This window comes from Lederbergia galactosidilytica (assembly GCF_017873565.1).
Classification (GTDB): Bacteria; Bacillota; Bacilli; order Bacillales; family Bacillaceae_C; genus Lederbergia; species Lederbergia galactosidilytica.
On sequence record NZ_JAGGKH010000005.1, the window covers coordinates 70,851 to 96,543 of the forward strand.

27 protein-coding genes, 1 pseudogene and 1 riboswitch are annotated in these 25,693 nt (G+C 37.5%); of the genes and pseudogenes, 19 read left to right on the forward strand and 9 right to left on the reverse strand.

Annotation, left to right across the window (positions count from 1 at the left end; all coding sequences use genetic code 11):
• The first annotated feature begins 4 nt into the window (after positions 1–4).
• From J2Z23_RS06550 to J2Z23_RS06565, 4 genes are all read left to right on the forward strand, one after another.
• Complete coding sequence (locus J2Z23_RS06550) at positions 5–223, forward strand: DUF896 domain-containing protein (RefSeq protein WP_064467489.1); 219 nt, start codon at positions 5–7, stop codon at positions 221–223.
• 90 nt (positions 224–313) lie between these two features.
• On the forward strand, positions 314–1,429 hold the full coding sequence (gene mnmA / locus J2Z23_RS06555; RefSeq protein WP_064467490.1) for a tRNA 2-thiouridine(34) synthase MnmA: 1,116 nt from the start codon (positions 314–316) through the stop codon (positions 1,427–1,429).
• A 177-nt stretch (positions 1,430–1,606) separates the two neighbouring features.
• Complete coding sequence (locus J2Z23_RS06560) at positions 1,607–2,329, forward strand: cytochrome c biogenesis CcdA family protein (protein ID WP_209973590.1); 723 nt, start codon at positions 1,607–1,609, stop codon at positions 2,327–2,329.
• 156 nt (positions 2,330–2,485) lie between these two features.
• Entirely contained in the window at positions 2,486–2,761 is a 276-nt protein-coding gene (locus tag J2Z23_RS06565; protein WP_064467492.1) for a hypothetical protein, read from the forward strand.
• A 276-nt stretch (positions 2,762–3,037) separates the two neighbouring features.
• Here the strand turns inward: J2Z23_RS06565 and J2Z23_RS06570 are convergent, their stop codons facing one another.
• Both J2Z23_RS06570 and J2Z23_RS06575 read right to left on the reverse strand, forming a co-directional pair.
• Complete coding sequence (locus tag J2Z23_RS06570; RefSeq protein WP_209973522.1) at positions 3,038–3,832, reverse strand: SDR family NAD(P)-dependent oxidoreductase; 795 nt, start codon at positions 3,830–3,832, stop codon at positions 3,038–3,040.
• A gap of 99 nt (positions 3,833–3,931) precedes the next feature.
• Positions 3,932–4,775: pseudogene (locus J2Z23_RS06575) on the reverse strand (aldo/keto reductase).
• Positions 4,776–5,300: 525 nt separating this feature from the next.
• Between J2Z23_RS06575 and J2Z23_RS06580 the strand changes: the two are divergent.
• Positions 5,301–5,672, forward strand: coding sequence for a winged helix-turn-helix transcriptional regulator (locus J2Z23_RS06580; RefSeq protein ID WP_064467494.1), 372 nt, complete (start codon positions 5,301–5,303; stop codon positions 5,670–5,672).
• Between the two features lie 216 nt (positions 5,673–5,888).
• Here the strand turns inward: J2Z23_RS06580 and J2Z23_RS06585 are convergent, their stop codons facing one another.
• Positions 5,889–6,056, reverse strand: a complete 168-nt coding sequence (locus J2Z23_RS06585; protein ID WP_165602773.1) for a hypothetical protein — start codon at positions 6,054–6,056, stop codon at positions 5,889–5,891.
• A gap of 3 nt (positions 6,057–6,059) precedes the next feature.
• Complete coding sequence (locus tag J2Z23_RS06590) at positions 6,060–7,112, reverse strand: NAD(P)/FAD-dependent oxidoreductase (RefSeq protein ID WP_064467495.1); 1,053 nt, start codon at positions 7,110–7,112, stop codon at positions 6,060–6,062.
• Between the two features lie 908 nt (positions 7,113–8,020).
• Between J2Z23_RS06590 and J2Z23_RS06595 the strand changes: the two genes are divergently transcribed.
• The 7 genes from J2Z23_RS06595 (at position 8,021) to J2Z23_RS06620 (ending at position 14,864) form a co-directional block, all read left to right on the forward strand.
• A complete protein-coding gene (locus J2Z23_RS06595) occupies positions 8,021–9,079 on the forward strand; it encodes an iron-siderophore ABC transporter substrate-binding protein (protein ID WP_209973524.1) in 1,059 nt (352 codons plus the stop codon).
• A complete protein-coding gene (locus J2Z23_RS06600; protein ID WP_082881172.1) occupies positions 9,072–10,112 on the forward strand; it encodes a FecCD family ABC transporter permease in 1,041 nt (346 codons plus the stop codon). The genes J2Z23_RS06595 and J2Z23_RS06600 overlap by 8 nt, the downstream gene beginning before the upstream one ends.
• Positions 10,109–11,140 carry a FecCD family ABC transporter permease gene (locus tag J2Z23_RS06605; RefSeq protein ID WP_064467497.1) on the forward strand — a complete coding sequence of 344 codons (1,032 nt, stop codon included), beginning with the start codon at positions 10,109–10,111 and terminating at the stop codon, positions 11,138–11,140. Before J2Z23_RS06600 ends, J2Z23_RS06605 begins: the two co-directional genes overlap by 4 nt.
• Positions 11,140–11,952 (forward strand): ABC transporter ATP-binding protein, encoded by an 813-nt coding sequence (locus tag J2Z23_RS06610; protein WP_064467498.1) that lies wholly within the window; start codon positions 11,140–11,142, stop codon positions 11,950–11,952. Before J2Z23_RS06605 ends, J2Z23_RS06610 begins: the two co-directional genes overlap by 1 nt.
• 595 nt (positions 11,953–12,547) lie before the next feature.
• Positions 12,548–13,270 carry an MFS transporter gene (locus J2Z23_RS22230; RefSeq protein ID WP_238456046.1) on the forward strand — a complete coding sequence of 241 codons (723 nt, stop codon included), beginning with the start codon at positions 12,548–12,550 and terminating at the stop codon, positions 13,268–13,270.
• Positions 13,236–13,754 carry an MFS transporter gene (locus tag J2Z23_RS22235; RefSeq protein ID WP_238482642.1) on the forward strand — a complete coding sequence of 173 codons (519 nt, stop codon included), beginning with the start codon at positions 13,236–13,238 and terminating at the stop codon, positions 13,752–13,754. The genes J2Z23_RS22230 and J2Z23_RS22235 overlap by 35 nt, the downstream gene beginning before the upstream one ends.
• Before the next feature lie 84 nt (positions 13,755–13,838).
• On the forward strand, positions 13,839–14,864 hold the full coding sequence (locus J2Z23_RS06620; RefSeq protein ID WP_209973526.1) for an ROK family transcriptional regulator: 1,026 nt from the start codon (positions 13,839–13,841) through the stop codon (positions 14,862–14,864).
• A 254-nt stretch (positions 14,865–15,118) separates the two neighbouring features.
• Here J2Z23_RS06620 and J2Z23_RS06625 read toward each other — a convergent pair whose 3' ends face one another.
• Positions 15,119–16,126, reverse strand: coding sequence for an AI-2E family transporter (locus tag J2Z23_RS06625; protein WP_057985612.1), 1,008 nt, complete (start codon positions 16,124–16,126; stop codon positions 15,119–15,121).
• Between the two features lie 444 nt (positions 16,127–16,570).
• Here J2Z23_RS06625 and J2Z23_RS06630 point away from each other — a divergent pair, with 444 nt between their 5' ends.
• From J2Z23_RS06630 to J2Z23_RS06650, 5 genes are all read left to right on the forward strand, one after another.
• Positions 16,571–16,987 (forward strand): MarR family winged helix-turn-helix transcriptional regulator, encoded by a 417-nt coding sequence (locus J2Z23_RS06630; RefSeq protein WP_057985614.1) that lies wholly within the window; start codon positions 16,571–16,573, stop codon positions 16,985–16,987.
• 91 nt (positions 16,988–17,078) lie between these two features.
• A complete protein-coding gene (locus tag J2Z23_RS06635; protein WP_057985616.1) occupies positions 17,079–17,720 on the forward strand; it encodes an SDR family oxidoreductase in 642 nt (213 codons plus the stop codon).
• A gap of 255 nt (positions 17,721–17,975) precedes the next feature.
• Entirely contained in the window at positions 17,976–18,968 is a 993-nt protein-coding gene (locus J2Z23_RS06640) for an LLM class flavin-dependent oxidoreductase (protein WP_057985617.1), read from the forward strand.
• A 388-nt stretch (positions 18,969–19,356) separates the two neighbouring features.
• Complete coding sequence (locus J2Z23_RS06645; RefSeq protein ID WP_057985619.1) at positions 19,357–20,028, forward strand: hypothetical protein; 672 nt, start codon at positions 19,357–19,359, stop codon at positions 20,026–20,028.
• Positions 20,029–20,058: 30 nt separating this feature from the next.
• Complete coding sequence (locus J2Z23_RS06650; protein ID WP_209973528.1) at positions 20,059–20,388, forward strand: hypothetical protein; 330 nt, start codon at positions 20,059–20,061, stop codon at positions 20,386–20,388.
• 440 nt (positions 20,389–20,828) lie between these two features.
• On the opposite strand, the gene J2Z23_RS06655 is transcribed toward J2Z23_RS06650, so the two are convergent.
• Entirely contained in the window at positions 20,829–21,656 is an 828-nt protein-coding gene (locus tag J2Z23_RS06655) for a sugar phosphate isomerase/epimerase family protein (protein WP_209973530.1), read from the reverse strand.
• A gap of 179 nt (positions 21,657–21,835) precedes the next feature.
• Here J2Z23_RS06655 and J2Z23_RS06660 point away from each other — a divergent pair, with 179 nt between their 5' ends.
• Positions 21,836–22,936: a hypothetical protein gene (locus J2Z23_RS06660; protein ID WP_057985626.1), complete on the forward strand. Its 1,101-nt coding sequence runs from the start codon at positions 21,836–21,838 to the stop codon at positions 22,934–22,936.
• Between the two features lie 314 nt (positions 22,937–23,250).
• On the forward strand, positions 23,251–23,661 hold the full coding sequence (tnpA, locus tag J2Z23_RS06665) for an IS200/IS605 family transposase (RefSeq protein ID WP_057985628.1): 411 nt from the start codon (positions 23,251–23,253) through the stop codon (positions 23,659–23,661).
• An 18-nt stretch (positions 23,662–23,679) separates the two neighbouring features.
• Here tnpA and J2Z23_RS06670 read toward each other — a convergent pair whose 3' ends face one another.
• From J2Z23_RS06670 to J2Z23_RS06680, 3 genes are all read right to left on the reverse strand, one after another.
• Positions 23,680–24,051, reverse strand: coding sequence for a YxeA family protein (locus J2Z23_RS06670; RefSeq protein WP_057995614.1), 372 nt, complete (start codon positions 24,049–24,051; stop codon positions 23,680–23,682).
• 108 nt (positions 24,052–24,159) lie between these two features.
• Complete coding sequence (gene tenA, locus J2Z23_RS06675) at positions 24,160–24,849, reverse strand: thiaminase II (protein WP_057985632.1); 690 nt, start codon at positions 24,847–24,849, stop codon at positions 24,160–24,162.
• A gap of 111 nt (positions 24,850–24,960) precedes the next feature.
• Positions 24,961–25,063: riboswitch (TPP riboswitch) on the reverse strand.
• Positions 25,064–25,234: 171 nt separating this feature from the next.
• On the reverse strand, positions 25,235–25,522 hold the full coding sequence (locus J2Z23_RS06680; RefSeq protein ID WP_057985636.1) for a hypothetical protein: 288 nt from the start codon (positions 25,520–25,522) through the stop codon (positions 25,235–25,237).
• Positions 25,523–25,693: the final 171 nt, after the last annotated feature.

The window sequence follows — 25,693 nt, forward strand, 5'->3', positions numbered from 1 at the left end:
GGTAATGATTGACTCATTACAGCGAATAAATGAATTAGCAAAGAAGCAACGTGAACAAGGTTTGACAAATAAAGAAAAAATTGAACAACAAGTACTCAGAGAAGATTATTTACGCCAAATACGTGGACAGGTTCTCAATACTTTCACGGGACTGAAGGTGTTGGATCGACTTGGGAATGATGTAACACCCGAAAAGGTTCGCAATTTAACAGCGAAAGACTAAAAGTGTAAGAGTGTTTATCAAATTCCCTTCCCTAATAGCAGAAATTATTAATAATGATAGAAAGTATTTTCAGAGGAGGGATGAAGCGAAATGAAGAAAGCACCAAAAGATACACGTGTCATTGTAGGAATGTCAGGTGGAGTTGATTCATCCGTTGCGGCCATGCTTTTAAAAGAGCAAGGATATGATGTCATTGGAGTATTTATGAAAAACTGGGATGATACAGATGAATTTGGCGTTTGTACAGCTACAGAAGACTATGAGGATGTTATCCGTGTCTGTAATCAATTGGATATCCCTTATTATTCTGTTAACTTTGAAAAGCAGTATTGGGATAAGGTATTCACCTACTTCCTTGAGGAATATAAGTCAGGAAGAACGCCGAATCCTGATGTGATATGTAATAAGGAAATTAAGTTCAAAGCATTTTTGGATTACGCTATAAGCCTTGGAGCAGATTATGTGGCCACAGGACATTATGCAAGAGTGGTTAGAGAAAACAAAAAAGTTCATATGTTAAGGGGAAAAGATGAAAATAAGGATCAAACATATTTCCTTAATCAATTGACAGAGGGACAATTGAGCAAAGTGTTATTCCCACTAGGTGATATGGAAAAACCACGTGTGAGGGAAATAGCTGTAGAAGCTAATTTGGTGACGGCAGCCAAAAAGGATTCTACAGGTATTTGCTTTATTGGTGAACGAAATTTTAAAGAATTCTTAAAAGGATATTTACCAGCGCAAAAGGGAAATATGGAAACATTTGATGGCAAAGTGGTAGGCGAACACGAAGGATTAATGTATTACACAATCGGACAAAGGCGTGGATTAGGGATTGGTGGAGATGGCGAGCCTTGGTTTGTAATGGGCAAGGATATCGAAAGAAATGTACTATATGTGGGACAAGGTTTCCACCATAAAAAACTGTATTCTGATAGCATCCTTGCCGATAATGTAAGTTGGATTTCAAATGGAGATATACCTGATACATTTGAGTGTACGGCAAAATTCCGTTATCGCCAACCAGACAATAAAGTAACGGTAGTACGGTTGGATGAATCCAAAGTTAAAGTCATTTTCCACGAGCAGATTCGAGCGATAGCACCTGGACAAGCAGTGGTCTTCTATCAAGGGGAAGAATGCCTCGGTGGAGGAACAATTGATCAAGTGTATCGTGAGAATAAACAATTAACGTATGTAGGTTAACAAACTACAGTTTTTCTTTGTTAGGCATTAAAGCGGAAAGATAAAAAGGATGAAAGTTACTATCTTTAATCGTATAGAGACGTTATGGTGATGATAAATAAAGTCGCACATGATGGGATGGAGAAATGTTGGTCTCCATTTTTATATAAATATTACGATTGGCAAAGGAGATTAGTCATGCAGACGGATGTTTCCATTTTTCTTGCATTTGGTGCAGGAGTTTTAACATTTGTATCACCTTGTGTATTTCCGTTATATCCAGCATTTTTGTCATATATCACTGGTATAAGTGTTTCAGATATTCAAAGTGGTAAACTGAGAGGGCAAGGAAAAGCGATTATTCATACAGTACTTTTTTTAATAGGATTCTCAATAATTTATTTAGTGCTAGGATTAAGTTCAGCAGGAAGTGCAACTCTAATAGAAAATTGGTATTTGCGATATGGTGATTTGATTCGGCAAATAGGGGCGATTTTAATCGTTTTCTTTGGTCTCGTAACTGTTGGTATATTACAGCCAAAGTTTTTGATGAAGGATCATAAGCTTAATTTTCAAAATAAGCCATCGGGTTACATTGGGACAATATTAATTGGGCTTGCTTTTGCATTAGGGTGGACACCTTGTACAGGGCCAATATTATCAGCTACATTGGCACTTGTTGGGGCAAATCCATCACAGGGTTTATGGTATATGTCTTCTTATGTATTAGGCTTTAGTGTTCCGTTTCTCTTAATGGCATTTTTTATTACTAAACTTACATGGTTAAAAAAACATACTGGTACTTTTATGAAAATTGGTGGTGGTGTGATGATTCTAATGGGTGTTATTTTGTTTTTTGATCAATTTCAACTTATTAATTCGCTATTTACACCAATCTTTGGAGATTTCCAAGGTTTTTAGTTTTTAATTACCGAAGTTATCGTATGTTTCTCATTACTAAAAATACTTACTTTTAGTGCGTGAAGAGTTGTCATAGTTAGATTTAAAAGCGATAGTTCGATATGGGGTAATTAGAATATTCTTTTTGTCTCATAAAATGGATTGGAAGGTATTTATATGAACCAGACTCACGAGCAAGTGATTAATAAAACGGATCTGCACTTTTTTAGATATTGCCAAGATCTTTATGGAATAAATCGAGGAGTTTATAACACGATTGAGCAGTGGTTTTATAATAAAGACATTTTAAATATTGTGGATAGAAGAAAATATATCCTTTGTTTTCTTGAATTTGTATATGGCAATGAAAAGGGGGATGGGAAGTTTGGAAAAGAAGGATTAGTAAATAAGCTGAAAAGGTTTTGGGAAAGGCTAGATACACAAATGGAGTGAGAAATCCTCCATTATGGAAAGTGAGGGGATCTCTGTTAAAGATAACTAAGACAATAGAGAGCAGTCAATATGCATGAGCTTTGCGCTTTAGAATTCCACCATCTGTATAAATAATTTGTAAGATAATTTTTACGTAATAAATAATAAGACTGAACAATCTTTTCAAAAACTTATATGTTAATTTGAGCAGATTGTTCAGCTTGTATAATGAGAAAAATGCAGGTCACTTTCAGGTTACAAACTTTGCCACAGTCTTATGCTAGTATTTTTTTGTTATTAAAATACACTACGAACTAATCCCCCATCTATTCGTAACGCGGAACCATTAATAGCGGAAGATAGGGGACTACTTAAAAAGGTAACGAGATGGGCAATTTCTTCTGGACGAATAAGCCTCTGAATAATGGAGGTTGGCCGATTCTCTTGCATAAATCGTCTTTCAGCTTCTTCCATTGTCAATTTCTCATTAGGATAAAGGCTATTTAACATCGTTTCCACACCTTCTGTCAATGTGGAACCAGGCATAATAGTATTGACAGTGACATTTGTGCCTTTAGTTAGCTCAGCTAAACTACGGGAAAGTGAGAGTTGCATTGTTTTGGTTGCGCTATAATGAGCCATTTCTAGAGATGGCATAATGGCAGCTTCACTAGCGATAAAGATAACTCTGCCTTCATTCTTCTGAATCATTTGTTTTAGATAGTGTCGAGTAAGTCGAACACCACTCATGACGTTAGTTTCAAATAGCTTAAACCAATCCTCATCAGAGATATCGAAATATTCAACAGGCTCAAAAATTCCCAAGTTGTTAATAAGAATGTCTACTTTTGGGTGCTTCTCAATAGTCTTTAGGCACCCTTGTTTTGTTCCTAAATCAGCTACAACTGAATGAAGGATAGCATCAGGATACTTTGTTTGGATTTCCTTTATCGTTTGGTTGACTTTTTCTCCACGCCGTCCATTAATAAGTACAATAGCACCTTCCGCTACTAATGACATGGCGATTGCTTTGCCAATTCCCGATGTAGACCCAGTAACCAGTACTGTTTTACCACTTAAATTCAGATTCATACAGGTTCCTCCCAGATTCTTGTTTCAATATGGATTACTCCTCTTAACATAAGAGGAGCCACCTATTTCTCAAAAAAAAGTGTATCCTAACGCTTCATATTAAAAGTCAAAATTATCCGGGTCTGGACCGACTCGATAATCCTGATTCAAGTCGTCAATGATTTGCATTTCCTCTTTCGTCAATTCAAAATCAAACACATTCGCATTTTCAACAATTCGCTGCTCTTTTGTTGATTTTGGAATGATAACAATCCCATGTTGCAAGTCCCAACGCAAAATAATTTGGGGCGACAGATTTCTTATGCTTGTTCGCAATTTCCAGTAAAACGTCATTGTCTAGCAGCTGACCTTGCATTAATGGTGACCATGCTTCAAGCTGAATGCCGTTGTTTTGACAAAATGCTTGCAGCTCCTTTTGAGTTAATCGAGGATGGCGCTCTACTTGATTGACCATCGGCTTAATTTCAGCATCCTTCATTAAGTCTCCCAAATGATGAATTTGAAAATTACTTACACCAATTGCTTTTACTCGACCTTCTTTATAAAGAGTTTCTAATGCTCTTCACGCATCTTTATATTTCCCTTCAACCGGCCAATGAATCAAATATAAATCTAAATATTCGAGTCCAAGTTTCTTTAAGCTCGTTTCATAAGCAGCAATCGTGGCTTAATATCCTAAATCCGAGTTCCAAACCTTTGAAGTAACAAATAACTCTTCTCTTGAAATACCCGCTTCTTTTAAGGCTTCTTGGATCCCTGTGCCAACACCCTCTTCATTTTCATAAATAGCTGCTGTATCCACACTGCGGTAGCCATGTTTAATAGCTGTTTTTACTGCGTTCACCAATTCAGGACCTTCTTCGACTTTAAAAACTCCTAATCCAAACCAAGGCATTTTCACACCATTATGCAAAGTTGTTGTATCTTGTAAGTTTTTTACCATCATCTTTAAAACCTCCAACAATCTATTTATATAATATTCACTTCATCTTACATTCCAATGCTTAACTACATCTTTTTAAGACTGCAGTAGAGTTTATAACTCCTCTAATCCAAGACATATAATTATCCAGCAAAAAAATAGGGCTCCAATTGTTAGCCCTAAGGTATATTAATAACAGTTAATCAACAACGATCACTGGAATCCTTGAGTTAATTGCGATCAAAGGTAGCAATACGGAACTGCTCATTTCTTGCCATCCCGAATGTAAAGGAGCAGTAGCTGCTAAAGCAAATCATAGTTAACGAATTTTTACTTAGTGTATATTCTAACCTCCTTTTTGATTGTTATAAATGGATCCTTTTGCTTCAATGAAATATAAAGATTGAAAGAAAGTATAATATACACCCTCCTGCAAATGTTATTATGATATATATCCTTTATAAGGAAAAGTACGCACTTTAAAGTAATGTAGATACAAGAAAGTAATATAGGTACTTTTTAGTTCCTATGAAAAGGAGGATATAAATGCATAGAAAGAAATATAACATCTCTGTTGAAGCAACATTGGAAGTAATAGGTGGAAAATGGAAATGTGTTATTCTTTGCCATCTAACACATGGAAAAAGACGTACAAGTGAATTGAAACGTCTGATGCCAAATATTACACAAAAAATGTTAACTCAACAATTACGTGAATTAGAAGAGGATGGAGTTATTAACCGCATTATTTATCATCAAATTCCTCCAAAGGTGGAATATGAGCTAAGTGAATATGGGCGAAGCTTAGAAGGTATTTTAAATTCATTATGTGTATGGGGAGAAAATCATATTACCAAAGTATATGGTGATAAATCAGCTGTATTAGAGAAGAGTATTTTAAATGATAACCTGAAGTAACATTTGCTAGAAGTAATTAACGTTAAATTCAACGATTTCGCGGCTTTCTCTAAATATGATGTGGTCTAATTTGCTCAAAAGAGAAAATATTATTTGATAACTGGCTAAGTTTAAAATAACAAGATGTTCACAAGGGCTAGCGGAAAAGAACAATAGACAATCGGCCAAACTCTCACTCGGCTTGGCTGATTGTCCAATAATTTTTACTTTAATGCTTTATTCTTTATTTTTGAATGTTTGTTCACTATTTTGTCCAAAAGGTTCCGGGCCTTTCCCACCATTGCCGCGTTCGAATGGGTTTCCACTCATCATACCATTTGAATTTTCTTCTGTAACGCCATCTTCATTCAAGTAAGTCATAATAGTGGAGGTTGGGTACTTCACTGCTTACACCGTATACATTTGTTTGATAATCTCGTGGTTTTTCTGGGTAAATAAGTCATTATGGGAAGAAACCATCCCCCAAGATGTTGCATCAGGTGTAATATACTGTTTCGCCTTGTTTACCGCATTGGCGGCATCTTGGAATGCGCCGGCAATCAGGAGGAGCTTACCTTGATGGTGCAAGATATCGCCCGCGGCATACAAGCCCTCTATAGAAGTCTCACTCATTGGACTTCCTGCTATGCAGTATTCATTTTCCATGGCAATATCCAGTTCGCTATTTTTTAGTAGGTCACTGTCTCGTTCATATCCATGATTAATAATAACTTCATCGATGTCCACTGTTATTTTTTCGTCGTTTTCGCCGCGATTCAATAAGACTTTTGCAATTTTTTTATTATCAGAGGATGCGATCAAATCTTTTATTGTTGTATTAAACAAGCAATCCACTGTGCTGTTAAGTAGTTGTGTTACTTGAGCTTCATGTCCGTTCAGCCTATCTTTTCTATAAGTTAAGTATACCTTATTTGCGATCGGTTCTAGCATGTTGGCCCAATCAATTGCCGAATTACCGCCGCCCGAAATCAGAACTGTTTTGTTTTTAAAATGGGCCAAAGATTTAACTGAGTAGTGTAAATTAGTCTGTTCAAATCGCTCGGCATTATCAATACATAGTTTGTTTGGTTTCAGAATACCGCCGCCTACAGCAAGAATAACTGTTTTAGAATAATGCTTCTCACCGGATAACGTATGTAGAATGAACTGACCTTTTTCATCTTTAGACAGAGAAGTCACCTTTTCTCCGAGCACAACTTCTGGATCAAACGTCAAACCTTGTGTCACCACTTGCTCAATTAACTGGGTGCCTGTAACAGGTGTTAGCCCACCTACATCCCAAATCATTTTCTCAGGATATACATGAACTTTGCCACCGAGAAAAGGTTGGAACTCAATAATTTTAGTTTTTAACTCACGTAACCCACTATAGAAGGATGCAAACAACCCCGCTGGACCGCCGCCAATAATTGTCACATCAAAAATTTGGTCTGTATTCATATTAACGTCTCCTTGTCACGTTATATTCGGTAGGCTGTCTGGTAAATTTCTTGTTCACGGCACTACCTATAATAAAACGGAAAATACTGAAAATAGCGAACGTCTTTAATGTCGTCCACACCTATCCAAAAGGCCGTTCAATGATCTCAAAGCTCATTGTTCTATAAGTTTAATGACTCATGTGGAAAATTTATATATCCAAAGTAAACCAATCAATTGAAAATGATTATCACTATCATAAGATATGATAGCAGATGAATTTAAATGATTCAACAACGGATTTAGTTCTATTGGGAGACAAGCTATGAATATCGACTACGGGCAATGATAACAAGCTTAAACAATGTATTGAGAATTTGGAGCTATGATTAGCAGGTGATTAACATTGAAGATGATAAACTGTGCAATTACAATAAATCTAATAATTTTTAATTGACAATAAATCGGAGAAATCGTAAACTAAGTGATAATGATTATCATTATTAAATGGAGAGGGAATGATTTTCTTTAAATCAATAAAAAAGTAGATATAGGTTTGTCATTAAATAATTTGCAAAATGCCAAATTATCGGAATTATATTCTGGTAGTTAAATGAATCAATTTCATAATAGAGATTTTAGCATTCAAATCCGAACAACGTTGATTTACGCTTCAGTGGACGCTTTCCGGGGGCGTGCGGTGAGCTTCCTCGTCGCTATATATGCTCCTGCGGGATCTCACCTGTCACGCTAATTCCCCCAGGAGTCGTCACCTTCTGCTCCAATCAACTTAAGTTAGGGAAATACAATGACTAACAATTCAATCTCCTTTAACAATAATGTTCGTGTATTGAACATTAATAAGCAATGATGAAATGGACTCAAATAGTTTTATTTAAAAAATACATTTAATAAGGTAGGGTATGGAAATGATTGCAAAACGAAAGGTTTCATTACTGTCATTTGTTTTTTTTGCTATGTTCATGGCATTACTAGTTGGTTGTTCAGCTGAATCAAATTCGTCGACTGAGTCAACGAAAAAAGAAACCGTTTCTACACCAGAGGAAAATTCTCAATATCCAATCGTAATCGAGCATGCTTTCGGCAAAACTGAAATACCAAGCAAGCCTGAACGAGTTGTAACGATTCAATGGGGAAATCATGATGTTGCTCTTGCACTCGGAGTTGTACCTGTAGGCTTTTCGGCTGCAAATTTCGGTGTTCAAGATGACAGCGGGCTATTGCCATGGACTGCTGAAAAGCTTGAAGAACTCGGTGTAACGGATCCAAATGTATTCCAAGATACGGATGGTCTTGATTTTGAGGCAATTTCAGATGCAAAGCCTGACGTAATTCTTGCAGCCTACTCGGGAATAACGGAGGAGGACTACCAGCTTCTTAGTCAAATTGCTCCCGTTGTAGCATACCCGAATGCACCGTGGGCAACTACATGGCGCGAGCAAGTCAGTTATAATGCAAATGGTATGGGCATGAAAGCTGAAGGTGACCAACTTATTAAAGATATTGAAGACATGGTTAATGAAAAGTTAAATGAATATCTTCAGATTAAAGGAAAGAGGGTTGTTTGGGTCAACTTCTCAGCTGATGATATGTCTAAATTACATATTTATACACCGGCAGATTCACGTGTTTCTTTCCTACATGAGTTAGGAATGGAGTATCCTGAAAGTGTTACAGAGCAGATTACGGACCCTACTAGTTATTCTTTAAATCTAAGCGCTGAGAATGCTGAAGCTCTTTATGATGCTGATTTATTAATTGGATATGGTAATGAGGAATTGTATCAAGCTATTAAAGCTGATCCACTACTTGGTAAAATTCCAGCGATCGAGAGAGGTTCTGTCGCATTTATTGAGAGTGATACACCTTTAGTAGCTGCTGGAACTCCAAATCCGCTTTCAATATCTTATACGATCGATGATTATCTAGAATTAATTGGAGGAGCTATTGATAAGTTAAATGAATAGTTCATCTGTTTTAAGAGGTAAACAATCAAGCTTGCATATGCCCAAGCATTTCGCAACCATACTGGTGATTAGTTTTGTTCTCCTTGTTGTATGCGTGTTTGCTTCCTTAGTACTCGGTTCTCGAATGGTGGGCTTTGATGGTGTAATGGATGGTTTATTTCATCAAGATATAGATTCGTACGAAGCAAATGTAGTTCGGAAGAGAATTTCTCGGACAATTTTTAGTTTGTTTTGTGGAGCAGCACTTGGAGTTTCAGGAGCGTTAATGCAAGCTGTTACCCGCAACCCAATCGCAGACCCAAGTATATTAGGAGTTAATACAGGCGCATCATTATTTGTTGTTTGTGGAATGGCATTTTTGCACATAAGTAATGCAAATCAATATATATGGCTAGCTTTAGTCGGTGCTGCAATTACTGCAGCCCTCGTATTTGGAATTGGCTCGATGGGGCGTAGCGGCGCTACACCCATTAAGCTTGTTCTAGCGGGGGCCGCTACAAGTGCAGCTCTTTCTTCATTAGTTGTAGCTATCATGATTCCACGTTCCCATGTTATGGACCAATTTAGATTCTGGCAAGTAGGTAGTGTTGGTTCGGGAACCTGGGATGGGATTTTTACTTTCTCTCCTTTTCTAATTGCCGGAATTATGATTGCTCTTCTCTCCGCTCCAGCACTAAATGCACTGGCATTGGGAGACGACGTTGCGACTGGACTAGGTGTGCGCACGGGAATAATTAGGCTCATTGCCGCTCTTGGCGCTGTTCTTTTATGTGGGGCAGCAACAGCATTAGCGGGGCCAATTGGTTTTGTCGGGCTATTATCGACTCATGTCATGCGTCTTCTTCTTGGTCCTGACTTGCGTTTTGTCATACCGATGTCAGCTATTTCAGGTGCAATCATACTGACTATTTCAGATATAGGCGGAAGGCTCATTGGTAGCCCTGGAGAGCTTGAAGTTGGGGTAGTTACGGCCTTTGTCGGGGCCCCATTACTAATAATATTAGCTATGAGATCGAAAGTGAGTTCATTATGAAAAACGAATCTGTTGGGTTTATTATGGCAGGCAGACGCCAAAGACACCGTCGGTGGATAATTGTGACTAGTTTCCTTGCAGTACTTTCATGTGTTTTGTGTTGTGCTATGCTTTTATTGGGGAACACCATCTACTCGGTTAATGATGTAATCCGCGCACTTTCTGGGGAGCAAATCCAAGGTGTGTCTTTTGCAGTTAATACGATACGTCTGCCGAGAATGTTGGCAGGCATATTTGCCGGATTTGCTTTTGGGATTGCCGGAGACATTTTCCAGACTATGCTGCGTAATCCGTTAGCAAATCCAAATGTCATCGGGATTACTACCGGTTCGAGCGCTGCAGCTGTTTTTTGCATTGTCATACTTCATGCAAGTGGAGCTGCTGTTTCCATTGCCTCGGTGATTGCAGGTCTGGCTACAGTCACATTAATTTATATTTTATCCAGGGGAAAGACCTTTTCAATCGGGCGATTAATCCTTATTGGAATCGGTATACAGGCGATGCTTAACGCCGTAGTATCCTATCTTTTACTCGTTGGCGCAGAACAGGACATTCCGGCCGCGCTTAGATGGCTTAGCGGCAGCCTTAATGGCTCTCAAATGCATGAGCTTCCAGCACTTATAATATCAGTTATGATCCTTGCACCTTTAGTTATACTACTAGGAAAGCACCTAAGTATATTAGAATTGGGAGAACAATCCGCCACTTCTCTTGGTGCGAATACAGACAGGACCAGAATTCTACTTATTTTAAGTTCTGTTTGCATGATTTCCCTTGCTACTTCCACTACGGGGCCTATCGCTTTCGTCTCTTTTCTTGCGGGGCCAATTGCAAAAAGGTTAGTTGGAACTAGCTTCTCAAATGTTATCCCAGCGGGCCTTGTCGGCGCTAATTTAGTTTTGGCAGCTGATTTAATCGGGCAATTTGCCTTCACGGTTAGATTCCCTGTGGGCATTATAACAGGAATAATCGGCGCACCATATCTGATTTACCTGCTGATCCGGATGAATCAAAAGGGGGAATTATAATGACAGCAACACATAACTTTCAAGCAGAACAAATAGTAGCAGGTTATGATAATAAAACAGTTATCCACGGGGTAAGTCTTGAGATTCCAAGTAATAAAATAAGTGTTATTATTGGAGCGAATGCTTGTGGAAAATCTACGCTTCTGAAAACACTAGCAAGACTAATAAAGCCTACGTCAGGAAAAATCACGCTTGATGGAAAGCCAATTGCTAAGATCCCACCGAAACAATTGGCTCGAGTTCTAGGGCTACTACCGCAATCCCCGATCGTTCCAGAGGGAATATCTGTTGCGGATTTGGTTGGACGGGGAAGATTTCCCCACCAATCCTTGCTTAGCGGATGGACTAAAAAGGATTATGAGGCGGTAGCCGAAGCGATGAGAATTATGAATATAATGGAACTTGCCAATCATAATATTGATGAACTTTCCGGTGGACAAAGACAGCGAGTCTGGATTGCGATGGCCCTAGCGCAACAAACAGACATTTTATTTCTCGACGAACCGACAACCTTTTTAGATATTACCTATCAAGTTGAAATTCTCGATCTACTAACAGATCTTAATCGAAAACACGGCACGACCATTGTAATGGTTCTTCATGATATTAATTTATCTGCGCGTTATGCAGACAATATCTTTGCCCTCCATAAAGGGGAGCTAATCGCTGAGGGTGAGCCATCGAAGGTGATTACAAGCACATTGGTTAAAGATATTTTCGGACTCGACTGTATTGTGGTCAAAGACCCAATTTCAGGCTCTCCCTCTGTAGTACCGATAGGACGCCATCATGTTCAACATGAAAAATTTTGATCCTCCGGAGCCTTTCATTTAATTTTCTAGTATAGGAAAGGTTCCGAGGTAGATAGATTATAAGAAGAGTTATATCAATGTTTTGTAAAAAAGATATTGCTCTCAAATAGGCATCTTTATCTGTCTATACAAGCAATTAATTGATCACAAGAGAAAATAATCCACCAAAGGTTAAACGAAATCTTAAGTTATTTCCTATGACAAGCCGATGTAAAGTTACAGTATTACCATGGGGTGAATTATTTTTTTATATGCTATGCATCTTAATCAGACTGATCTCTTCTAATCCTTCAAACTCTACATATAATTATCCCGCGTAAATCTTCATTTCATTACCCCTATTATACTGATTGTGAAACTTTTTAATCTATGATAGAATGTTAACTTATTAAATTCGTTTAATAAGTGTTATTACTAAATATGTTTCAGAAGACTTTTAGTGTTTAGCGTAGGCATTCAGCATCCTATATTCTTCTCCAAAATAGGATTGACAGCCTTTACACAAGCGACAATTATTGTCTGAAGCTCTTTTAACTTAGTTAGAAGTTAGAATATATTAGCAGCTTAGAAGCTTAAACAATTTAGGAGAATATATATGAATCACTCATTAAGCAGACGTCAAATACAATTATGGCGTATTGCTACTTATTTTATTTTTGCGCTTCCCGGGTTTGCTGTAGCAACATGGGTATCACGTACACCGAATATTAGGGATGCTCTCGGAGCTACGACAGCAGAAATGGGTTGGATTATTTTTGGACTGGCAGTAGGCTCAATATTCGGCCTCTCAAGTGCCAGCCATTTTATTGCTCATAAAGGTGGACGCTATGTTATTTTAACGGGTTTAGTGATTAGTTCGATCGGACTTATCGTTATCGGAATAGGAAGTTTCTGGATCACTTTTAGCATCGTGGTATTTTTAGGATTAGCAATCTTTGGCTTTGGAAATGGAATATGTAATGTGGCAATGAACTTGGAGGGAACAGCCGTTGAGAAAGCCGTCGGAAAATCGCTTTTAACTGGTTTCCATGCTGCATTCAGTTTAGGGACACTACTGGGTGCAATGTTAGGTGCAGCTGCAATCAAGTTCGGTATAATAGTTCCAATCCATTTGATGTTCGTCATGATGCTAATCTTAGTGTCTGTTACATATTTTTATCGGCTTATTCCTGAAGGTACAGGAAAGGAAATTGGAGATGATCCAGTTAATCCACCAATGAGTACGCAGGAACGCATGGCGATATGGAGGGAAAGGCGTACAATTTTGATCGGAATCGTGGTACTTGGAATGGCATTTTGTGGAAGGTTCGGCAAATGATTGGTTGCCCCTTATTATGGTGGATGGATATAATGTTACACCAGCTATGGGATCATTTGCTTTTGGCTTATTTGTTGCAGCTATGACTCTAGGTCGGATAGTTGGCGATAAATTACTTGACCGGTTTGGTAGAGTGACCGTTCTGCGCACGTCTGCACTATTCGCATTCGGTGGCTTATTGTTCGTTATATTGGGGCATAGTTATGTTTTTGCCATTGTTGGAATTGTGTTTTGGGGACTTGGGGCTGCATTCGGTTTTCCCGTAGGCTTGTCTGCTGCTGGGGATGATCCACGCGGGGTCGCGGCCAGAGTGGGAGCTGTATCGACAGCAGGTTACTTTGCCTTTCTCGTTGGTCCGCCTATTTTAGGGATTATTGGTGAATATATCGGTCTACTCCGTGCTTTGTTTGTCGTGTTAATTGCTGTCGCGGTTGCTGGTTTGCTTTCTCATGCAGCAAAGCCTCTTGGAAAAAGTCATCAATGAGGAACAGTTAATGAGATAAATAGAAACGAAGGGCCAATTTTTAGCTTGTTTAAATTACTGCATATTTAATAAGGAGGAATCCCAATGAATCTAAATCCAAAGCCCATGAGGGTGACTATTATTCATGCTATTCGTAAGACTCTTTTAGAACTTGGAAGTGCTACAAAAGTTGAACTTAGCGAAAAATTAGGATTTAGTTTCCCAACAATTAGTAAATTATTAGCTGAAATGGAAGAAAAGAATGAACTTTCTTTAGTAGGGCTTGATGATTCGAGTGGTGGAAGGAGGGCAAAAAGATATGCATACAATTCGGAGTATATGTTAGGATTGGCCATTTTTCTAGAGAGAACAGAGACTAAGTATATTGTTTTTAACTGTCTGGGGGAAGTAAGGGATAGCGGAAAAACTTCAAGTGTATTGGTGGATCTTGAATTGGAAATCCTTGCCAATTATATCCAAGGGATAATAGGTAAACATCCAAGCATTAGTGCTATAGCTATTGGTGTACCTGGCTCTGTTGATAATGGACACATTTTTTACATACCAGGTTATGAGCAGCTGCAAAATGTTGACCTAAAAGGATATTTGGAAGATCAACTTACTATACCGGTTGTAATAGAAAATGATATGAATGCAGCAGTACGAGGATATCATGATCGTCATAGGATTAAGAGCCATAACTCTCTAGTCTACTTATATTCCGGTCAAAATGGACCAGGAGCGGGAATCATGATAAATGGTGACATCGTACGGGGGAGTACCCATTTTTCAGGAGAGATTTCATTTATCCCTCAGTATGATGATCGAAATTTTGGAGAGGTTCTAAAAAATGGCAGAGGATTTAATAAGAGATTGATCCGTTCTGATGAAGAGATTGATGCCATTAGCAGATTAATTGTGTCTTTTACAGCTATCCTGAATCCCCATACCTTTATTTTTTGTAATGATGAGGTTGAAGAGCCAACCCTCAAAAAAATTGCACAGCTTTGTGCAAAATATATTCCAAGAGAACATCTCCCAGAGCTTACGACGAGCGATTGGAAACAAGATTATTTATCTGGATTACAAAGTCTGGGGCTTGATCGGATGATGGACGTAATAACGAAGTAAAAGTCGAGCGGCTAGGACATAATTAAAATGCCAAGTAGCAAAGACGAACGATGCATTACCAGAACGTAGGAAATATATGTAGGCTTCGGCGGGGATCGGTTAAAGACGGTCACGTCCTGTGACCAACCAACTTCCTATTAGCCCTTATTTCCCAACCTCATTTCCGCTTGTAGAGAAGTTAACGGAAAAATAGTCAAAGCAAATGAAAAAAGAGCTTCCCACACCGATAGGACAATCGTGAGAAGCTCTATATCTTATTTTACTTTCTTATTTGTTACATCTAACACATCCAGAAGGAAAACAAACACTGGAATCCCGATAATCAGTCCCCATACTCCGAAGAAGTTCTGTGAGAAAATTAATACGATAAATGTATAAAATACTGGTAAATCTGTTTTTGAAGACATGAGCTTGGGATTTAATATGTAAGCTTCGATAGCGTGAATGACCATAATGGCGATAAATAAATATACTACTTTTAGGAATCCTCCTATTGTAAAAGCAATGATTGTTAGAGGAACAAGTGAAATGATTACACCTGCGACAGGAATTAAGCCTAAAAAGAAGATCATAATAGCCAAGCCAATAATTTGCGGGAATCCAAGGATCATCAATACAATGACAGTTAAGAAAGTATTGATAAGAGCAATGATAAACTGTGCTTCAATTACCTTTCCAAACGTTTGGGAAAACTTTTTACCAAAGAACTCAATTTCATTATAAAACGGAGCAATTTTGCTATTTTTAAATTTATTTGTAAACTCAATTAGTCGTGGCTTTTCAAGTAAGAAAAATAAACTTAATAATAACGCGATTAATACTTGAACACTTGTTTTACTAATATCTGAAAACGATTTGAGCAAAAATGAAAAACCATTTTCTATATAAGTTGTAATCTGCTCACTAGAGATAATTGATTCAATGAAATTAATGACCATGTTATCATGTGGCTGAATTGAAAAGTTTGTAATTTGCCTGATCAGTTGACTAATTTCCATAGAGATTATTGGCAAATACTTTACAATTCCAACTGTTAGCATTCCAACGATAATGGTATATAACAATAACACAAGTAGAGTGCGATTTAATTTTACACGAGCAATTGTAAATTCAACAAGGCCATTCATTAAGAATGAAAAAATAAAAGTGAGTAGAATAAGATTCATCATACTTCTAACACTAAAGAGAATAAGTACGATTAAAGCAAAAATAATAAACCTTTTTACGCCCTTCTTTTGGAAAAAACTCGTCATCGCTTCCATATTAAATGCTTCCCCTTATAACCTAATTTTAAAAAATTATCTCTATATTAAGTATCTACTTATGAGGCGAAAAATACAAGTATGATCATAGTCTAAAATAAAATAAATGATCATTTGCTCCTCCTCTATATAAGATCGGATCATATACTGCTGTTTTTAGGTAGAGTCTTAGTTGAACTAGGAATCGATTCTATGAGCAGTCTTAAATTCTACACAAAAGGATACTTCCCTTCTAATTCTTGCGCTATTGTCGCTAAACTTAGTATATCAATGATTTAAGACTTAAAATGTTAAAGATGCACATCTGTTTTTCCCAGCTGAGAATCTATGTGATGTATATTTTACAAACGACAATTATTTCGTCTTTAGGATGAATTGCTTGAAGTGAAAAGAAAATATCGATATGGTTAGCATACTAACTATTTTCCGGAAGAAGGTGAACGATTGATAGAGGAAGAAATTAGGGAAATACTAGATGAAATTTCGAACAAAAAACGTCGGGGGTATTCGGAGAAGCTTCGTCAATTAAATCTTCATATAGGGCAAGACCAACTATTATGTCGATTGTGGAAAGAGGATGGCATTACACAGAGCCAGTTAAGTGAACGTCTGAATTGTGAACCGCCGACTGTAGCAAACATGGTTAAAGCGTTAGAAAATTACGGTTTAATCTACCGCCAACGGGACCCTTTAGATGGCAGAGTTAACAGAGTTTATTTAACACCTAAGGGACAAGGTTTAAAGGAGCCGATCGAAGAGGTTTGGAGAAAGCAACAGGATAAATTACTGGATGGAATGTCATCCGATGAACTTTTATTATTAAAAGCACTTTTGGAAAAAATGGCTAGAAATTTATCGTAAATTTATTGCTTAGTATCCTTAGCGATTTTTGAACCATAAGCGTATGAATAGCTGAAGTAAACTATTTAACAATGAAGGGACTTGATGATTTATGAAAGTATTTGTAGTTGGGGCAAACGGACAGATTGGACAGCATCTTGTCAATTTATTAAAAGATAGTAAAGAACATACAGTAAGAGCGATGGTTAGGAAGAGTGAACAAGCTGAGGCTTTTGAAGAATTAGGTGTGGAAACGAGACTAGCAGACTTGGAAGGCAGTGTGGATGAGATTGCAGAAGCAGCTAAAGGGTGTGACGCTGTCGTCTTCACTGCCGGGTCTGGGGGACATACAGGTGCTGATAAAACCCTACTTATCGACTTAGATGGAGCGGCTAAAACAATCGAGGCAGCACAGAAAACAGGCATCAAACGCTTTATTATGGTTAGTGCGATACATGCCCATAGGAGAGAAAAGTGGAGTCGCATTAAACCTTATATGGTGGCCAAACATCATGCGGACAAAATCCTTGAGCAGAGTGGTTTAACTTATACAATCATCCGTCCTGGTGGATTATTAAATGAGCCTGGTACTGGAAAGATCTCTATTGCGGAAAGTTTAGAATCTGGTTCGATTCCAAGGGAAGATGTAGCACGAACAATTATGACTGCTTTACCGATGAAGCGAACGTTTAACCGCTCATTTGATCTAGTATCAGGTGAAGATTTGATCCTAGAAGCACTGAATAAATTTTAAATGGGTATTCGGATTATCCTGTTTGAAAATATGAAGCGATAAGCCATCCTAGCAAATGGAATAGGCGAGACTCCTGCGAGAGGTAGGAGATCAGCAAGGCCCTGGAAGGCGAAGCATGAGGAGATTTGACACTTACCCGCGCATCCATTTGCTGTATTCAAAACACTTATCCATCATTATTTTCTGATTCCCCTTTTAATTAAAATGAAATTTAGAGTTTCCGATAGAATATGCCGATTGGAAGGATGTTCATTAATGAAATTAAGTATTTTAGATCAAGCTCCGATTACAAAGGGAAATAAGGCGACAGATGCGTTGAAGAAGGCGGAGGAATTGGCCATTTTAGGTGATGAATTGGGCTATCATCGAATGTGGATGGCAGAACATCATGGAACAAATGATTATGCAAGCTCAGCTCCTGAGGTAACGGCAGCACACTTGGCTGCTAGAACGGAAAAATTGCGGATTGGAACCGGGGGAGTAATGATGATGCATTACTCACCCTTAAAATTAGCTGAAGTGTTTAAAACGTTAAGTGCCTTTTCGCCAGGCAGAATTGATTTTGGCGTTGGTCGAGCTCCTGGAGGAGATCAAAATTCCATTTATGCTTTATCTGAAGGGCGCCAGCCAATGTTAAATAATATGTATGATAAATTTGATACAGCGTTGCAGTTGATTAATGATGAAGTACCAGATGATAATTTATATAGCAAAACCATCGCTACGCCATCCCAAGTTAAATTGCCAGAAGCGTGGTTGTTAGGTTCTACTGGAAATAGTGCAATTCAAGCAGGGAAAAGGGGAGTTGGTTATTCATTTGCCCAGTTCTTCAATGGAGAATTGTCCAAACCGATATTAGATGCTTATAAAACGAACTTTCAACCTTCCGCTTTTATGGAGAAACCGGAAATCAACGTTTCCTATATGGTTACAACAGCGGAAACAAAAGAAGAGGCTGAATTTGAAGCCAAACCTCAAGATATTTGGCGTTTACTGTTTATGAGAGGAAAAATTACACCCGTTTTGACACCGGAAGAAGCTCGCGATTATCCATTGACGGAAATGGATCATATGATCATTCAAGAAAATCGGAAAATCCATTTAGTTGGAGATGTGAAAGAAATTGCGATGTCTTTACAGGAAGAACAGGAGCATTATGGATTTGATGAGGCAATGATTGTCAGTATTCCTCATTCACAGGAAAAGCGTCTGAATGTTTATCGTTTATTGGCAAGAGAATTATTGTAAGAGTATTTGCTAAAACGCAATAAAACTTTTTATCTAAGCCTAGACAAACAACTTAAATATTAATGGAAACAGGTTAAATTACCGTGAAAGATAGCAAGAAACTGACTTCATTAGACAGTCAGTTTTTTGTTTTCAGCTTTAATACATAATGAGAGAGTACTTGTACTGTACTGGAGTAGTGTGAAATTAGCCTCAACCCTTTGCTCTTCGCACTTCTGCTTTTAAAAAAATTGTTATAATTAAGATAGGCTTAGGTTGCAGCTAATGACGGTAGCGGTAGATACATGAATGTTATTAAGTGATGTATTCCCTGAATCAGGCCAATGCAACTGTAAAGTAACCCTATCTTCTGGTAAAAGTCTAAAACAGTTATAATGGAGGTACGATTTTGTTTAACAAGAAATTAAGCTATTTTTTTATGATTTCAGTCATGTTTTTACTATTAAGTGCTTGTTCTGATAATGAAAAAGCGACTGATGAAGAGGCAAAGATTAATGATGCTCCTACGGTGGTAGATTCTGAGATTGATATCGAAGAAACTAATATAGACTTATCCGAGATCATTGAGTATTACGACAATCAAAATATAATTGATAGTAATGGGGAAATGAAGATTGTATTTAATAATGAGCAAATTGACGAAACGAAAGCACTTGGTGATGTAAATGTAACTCTTAAAGGATATCAAATTACCGAGTTTACACCTGGTTCAAAGGGGAAAGATCGTCTCTCAGAGGGAGAAAATACAATTCGTTTCTTAATTGCTGACTTCGCACTCGAAAATAATAGTGTTGAACTTATTTCTAAGATTAATGTAACAGAACTTATGGCAGGTGAAGAAGCACCGCTCCCATTTGATTTTAATTTCAGTACTGAAGAGATGGAGATACCAGCAGGAAATAGCGGGGAAGTGTATGCAGTATATATTTTGGATGGCCCTTATTATCAGAAGTGGAGAGATCAACAGGTGGAAATTAGGTATGGTGAACTTGTTAATCCAATGACGGGTAGAACCGGCCATCTTTCCAATGACACAGTAAGTTTCACTTTGCCCCATTAGTCAGAATGAATGTATAAATTAGAGGTGCATATGAAAAAGGTAATATTGTTGGTATTAGCAATTGTTTTAGTAGGCTGTTCTAATAATATGGTAGAAAAAGAGAATAGCTTGGATGAACATAAAAAAGATAGCAAACAGAGTATTCAAAAGGAAGAAAAGTTAACGGCACTTCCATTTGATGTTAATTCACTACAAGCGGATTTAAAGAGAGAAACTGAACTAGACCCTGAACAGGTAGATGTTTATGTAGTTGTATCTGAAAATACATTGATTTCGAATTTCGATTCACTTTTGGAAAATGTTACTTTTTTAAATGTACTTGCTCAATATGTGGGTGATTCTGAGGATAAGATTGTTTAGTTAATAAAGGAGTTAGAGGACTCTTATGATTCTGGAGAGAAGTATAGCAGTACGTTGGAGATAGATGATGTGAACATCATTACAACCTTATTTGCTGATCAAATAATTATTAGTGTTACTAGCGGTGACTGGATAGAGAAGTCAGTGGAGAAGGAATTGGAAATAGATTCGCAAGAATGATTGAAGATACATATTAGCAATAATTTTATTAGATATGGTTGCGATTTTGGGATGACGTTCTGGCGTCATCCCAGTTTAAATATTTTACGATTATTCGTTTAATAAACAAAAATATTTTAAACCTATGGGGAAGGCGATTACAAAGGCAAAGGCATTCTGAACACCTGTGATAAGAGCCTTTTTTATTTCGGGAACTAGAAGGATCCATCATCTTAACGCAGAGTTGATTAGCTGATGAATTCAATGGACGGTGTGGCTTATTATAAGTAAGCTTCAACAATTTTCTTCACTCGTTCAATTCCTTCCCACATATCTCCTGGTCCATCATAGATGATTACGATTGGCCCATTATAGTTAGCTTGCTTTAAAAGATCTAAACAACGTCTAAATTCCTCTTTATCTGGTATCCCATCTGGATCATATTGAGGTTTTGCATGGATGGAATCACTATAAGGAATTATTGCCGCTAGTTCATTATATTTTACGGCTCCGTTCATATTTCCGAAATCCGTAATTAATTTAATTTGGTCATTAGATTGATTAACTATATGAAGGCAATTCTCACTTGTGCTTAAGAGAGAGCGGAAATTTTCCGTTATGATCTTGACCCCTTGCCTATGGGCATAGGTGGCAAGTTCATTGAAATGTTGGGAGGCACGTATTAAAGCTTCCTTGTCATCCGGTGAGGCGTCGCCTGCGACTACTCTTACACGTTCTGCTCCCACTTCTGCTGCAATATCAATCCATTCTTTGATAAGCTGAATATCTGCTTCTACCCGTAATCCATCTGAAGATGAAAGATCTCCATAGTCCAATAAAAGGGTGTAAAGGCGTATTCCAGCATCTTCACAAGCCTTCTTCAACCTTTGCAAATAGAGAGCATCTGTCAGTGGAAAATGGAAATGGCAGAGTTCAAATGCCTGAAATCCCTTTTCCTTTAAAATAGCTGGTAAATCTAATAGATCGATGACAGCATCCTGCTCTTCAATGTTAGTAATATGCTTTTTTTGCTTGTCGTCCCAGGCTGTCCAGCGTAAAGGGCCAAGCAAGCGATGTAAACTCCAAGTACTGATAGATAAATAAGACATACAGAAAACCCCTTCCAAATAAAAAACCATATTGTAAATAATTCGATTTAAATGATGGAACACCTTCATTTTCTATGTATTTTATTTCTCCATTATGGCTAATGCCTTTTTTCGTTTAATAAATCTTAAGAATTTTGTTAAGATATAATTACTTATTTAAAATTTGGTGGGGATGCAAAATGAAAAAAGCAATCATTATTAGTTCCATTGTTATTGGGATTGTCTTCTTAATTTTTGTTCTTCCTGTTGTACTGGTGGGGTATAAAATTTCCCATGAAATAGAAAAAGTAAAAGATTCATTTGGTTATTCGAACGAAGACATTATCGCATATGTAGAGAAAGAACATGGTTTTACGGTAGAAATATTAAGCAATGAGGGACGTGACCCTGGTAGTAAGGGATTACGTATTCGAGATGCTCGGGTTCGTCAAATGGAAGGAGATCAATTAGAGTTTGATATTAGTATTAATACATTTGGCAAAATTACAGGTGACAATTATGAAGAGATTAAACAAAGATTTGATTTAAATCAGATCTATCACAATTCCGAGTTATTCCATGACCTCCAACAATTTGGCTTTCATGAACTCTCATTCGGAAAAGAAGCGGATGACCCACAGTTCTATATCGCCTTACCAAAAAACAGGAATATGGCAGATCAGGAAACATTGCAAATGCTATTTGAGGCGATTCCTTTGTTTGAGAAATTACAGGCGGAAGTTTCAAAAAAGGGGTATGAACTAGAGGAAATTTCAGTCCAAGGAGCAGATTTGGTTATAGATGCTCATTACCAGTCTCCACAGGATTTAGGAAATCAACTTGCTGCTCGTAATATCTCCAAGTTCGTCTACCAATTTATAGAGGATGACCAAGGCCAAGTTCAAAAGATTTTACCTCAATTGCAAAGCTATGGCTTTAATAATGACAATAATCAAAGCTTGCAATGTGATGAGATTGTAGAGTATGAACAATGTTATGCCTATGGATTGAACTTATATCCAAATAAAAACTTAAACGATAATCACGATTTTTTCCGTTATGATGACGAAAATGATAGAGAAAATCTATTTAAGGCCATTAGGGAAATCAATACAGTAGAACTGCCAATTAAAAGGATAGTAGTACACCATGTATACTCCCCGAATAATCCTGATGACCAGTTCTTTACAGAGAAAGAGCTAGAGACACGAGAAAAGGTGTCCTACTTTGCTAGGAGAACAGTTGAAGTTGTGGACTTTGCTTCGCTTGAAAGAGCAGAGGATATCGAGTTTGTCTATTGAAACAGAACTAGGAAGATACAGATAATGATTAGTATAGAGAAGAGAACCTATCGAATTAAGAAATTGGATTTTTAAAATAATAATCATGGCAAAACTCAAAGGAATAAATTTAAAAGTAATTAGTAAGTATGAATAGTTTTGGGTCTTAAAGGGGTGATACTTATCATAGAAGAATCGGGAATTTCTAAAATAGTGCTGAAATTTGTCATAATCCCTATCTATTTGCTACTTTCCCCTTTTTAAAAATGGTAAAAAATGTTAATCTATTAATATTCAGATATTTACCATCTGAATATTAATAGGAGGTGTGATCTATGTTGTCATTAAATAGCAATCGGCACGCCTTATATTTACTTACGTATCAGTTAGTGATTGTCACGAAGAATCGGCATACCTTTATTACAATGGAAATGATGAGGAAGTTCAAGCAATTGGCTGATTTTCATTTCGAAAGGTGGGGATGCGAGATTTTAGAAGTAAATGGAGAGGAAGATCATCTCACTATTATTTTTTCTGCCACACCACAGGTTCAGCTATCACAGATGATTAATAACTTTAAGTTAGAAACAACGATATCATGGAAACGAACTACGGGTCATCGTGATGCTGGCTTTTCGCTCTGGAGTTCAGGATATATGCTAACAACTATAGGAAATATTGGATCTAATAACGTTTTTGAATATATTGTTGATCAAGGTAGAGGGGAAAACCATTTAAACCATTGATCTAAAAAACCAGGCTCTTCAAGTAGAAGGTGCCTGGTTTTCTAATTTTTCACTTACCTTATTTGGGAGCTCTTCCCACTGGACCTCTTCCCAAGTTTTAATGTATTTCCCCTTAGCATCAACTCGAAGATAGGCCGAATTTCGCAATTCCTCTGCGGCATAGAAGGTGACTTTTCGCTCTATTCCCGATTCATCAAAACCGGAAAGCGTATAATCATAACCACCTTGGGAACGCGGTGTGCCTTTTTCCATTATTTGTACATAGACATCCTTCTGCGGAACAAGAGGATTAAAACGATCTGTGACCTCATTATGGAAGATGAGAGAGGCAGCTACCAAGCCTCCAACTATTATGAATATAGTAAGTAAACCAATGATCCAGCTCTTCATGCGCCCCATTCCTTTCTTTACTTGTTTAATTAAAGTTTAACAAGGAGTTTCATAGGGAGCGATTTAGTTTACTTACAAGCAAATTACATTTTTGTAAGGGTTATAGTATTATGATTGAATCGTTTGCGTTTGTTTTTCAGATAACCACTTTTCCTCTTGATAAGCCATTTCCCAAAAAGCTAGTTCATATTCCTTTGCGATGACAAATTGTTCTTTAATTTTCTCCTTTTCTGTCTCACTAGCAGTTGCAACAACTTGATTTAGCAGGTCTATTTGCTCTTGAGTGGAGGTTTGGAACCATTCGCTTGCATAAGTTTCGATCCATTTTTTGTAAATAGGCTTATTAGGTGCAGTGTGCTCATATGTTTTTCCGATATCTGCATAAAGCCAATAGCAAGGTAGCATCGCGGCGATAGTCTGGGCGAAGCTACCAGAAAGTGCGGCTCGATATAAATGGGATGTGTAGGCATAGGCAGTTGGTGCTGGACGGAAATGCTCCATTTCCTCTTTGGTGATATTTAATACTTTAGCGTGTTCTTCATGAACAGTAAGCTCCGCTTGAGCTGTTAATTGAGCCTTCTTAGCTAATAAAGCGGTGTGACTGAAATCATCCGCTTGTGCAGCTGCCATGGCATGGACTTTTCCGTAATGTTTCAGGTAGTAAATGTCCTGGAGAATATAATACTTAAATTTTTCTAGCGGTAAATCCCCTTGGACAATCCCCTGGACAAAGGGGTGATGCAAGCTGAGCTCCCAACTTTGTTCAGTGGCTTGTCTTAATTCATCTGTAAAATGCATAAAAAAATCCTCCTCTAGTGCATCGTTTCCGACTGATAGGAGAAGGGTGGGTGTTTTTTATCCAAAAGAGAATGCCCTCTTTTTTCATAGTAAACTAAAGGGTTCTCTAAGGTTAAAAAATTTCCACTTCCCTCCGCTGGTATTAACCAGTTCAGGTTCTAAGGGTCCTAAAGAGTTCTTTAATCTCAGCCATATGGCTCCCCTAGCAGAAACAAATGATTTAATTTTTTAAAAATTCATATTAAGCTTAGCATAATAAATTATAATGTCAAATGCTGACTCTACAATAGCGAAATTCTGTCTGTATAAAGTTTAGCTTAAGAACGATAGGACATTGCCAAATGTATGGTAGGAATGCTTAACCTATTGCCTTTTTGCTCATCATTTAGTAGGTGGACGCTGCAGATGTGATAAGCAATATAACCCAGAATCCAATTTTATAAACAAATGTGAGAGTTCCCAAGATTATTCCTGTAATGGCAAATCCCTTTTTGATAGGATTACGCATGCCGATAAATCCAAAGATAATAGCCAGTAGCCATAAGGGTAACATAAACCAACCGACAAATGGGATTACACCTAGTATAATACCGATGATTCCCAACACCATTGCAGCCGTGGCAAGTCCATTTGACTCCTCTTTTTGAATAATAATTTTTTCCGTGTTGTCCATTATAACACCCCATTTCATCATTAATAAGTAAAATAAGATAGCCTCTTTATCATATGATGTATTTCAAAGTGTTTCAATAGCTTTCAGATTTAAATAGTAATAATGTCATAGGTTAAAGGGATTAACGGTGCGGATAGGTATATATAATGAATAATCTAACAGTGAGCAAAA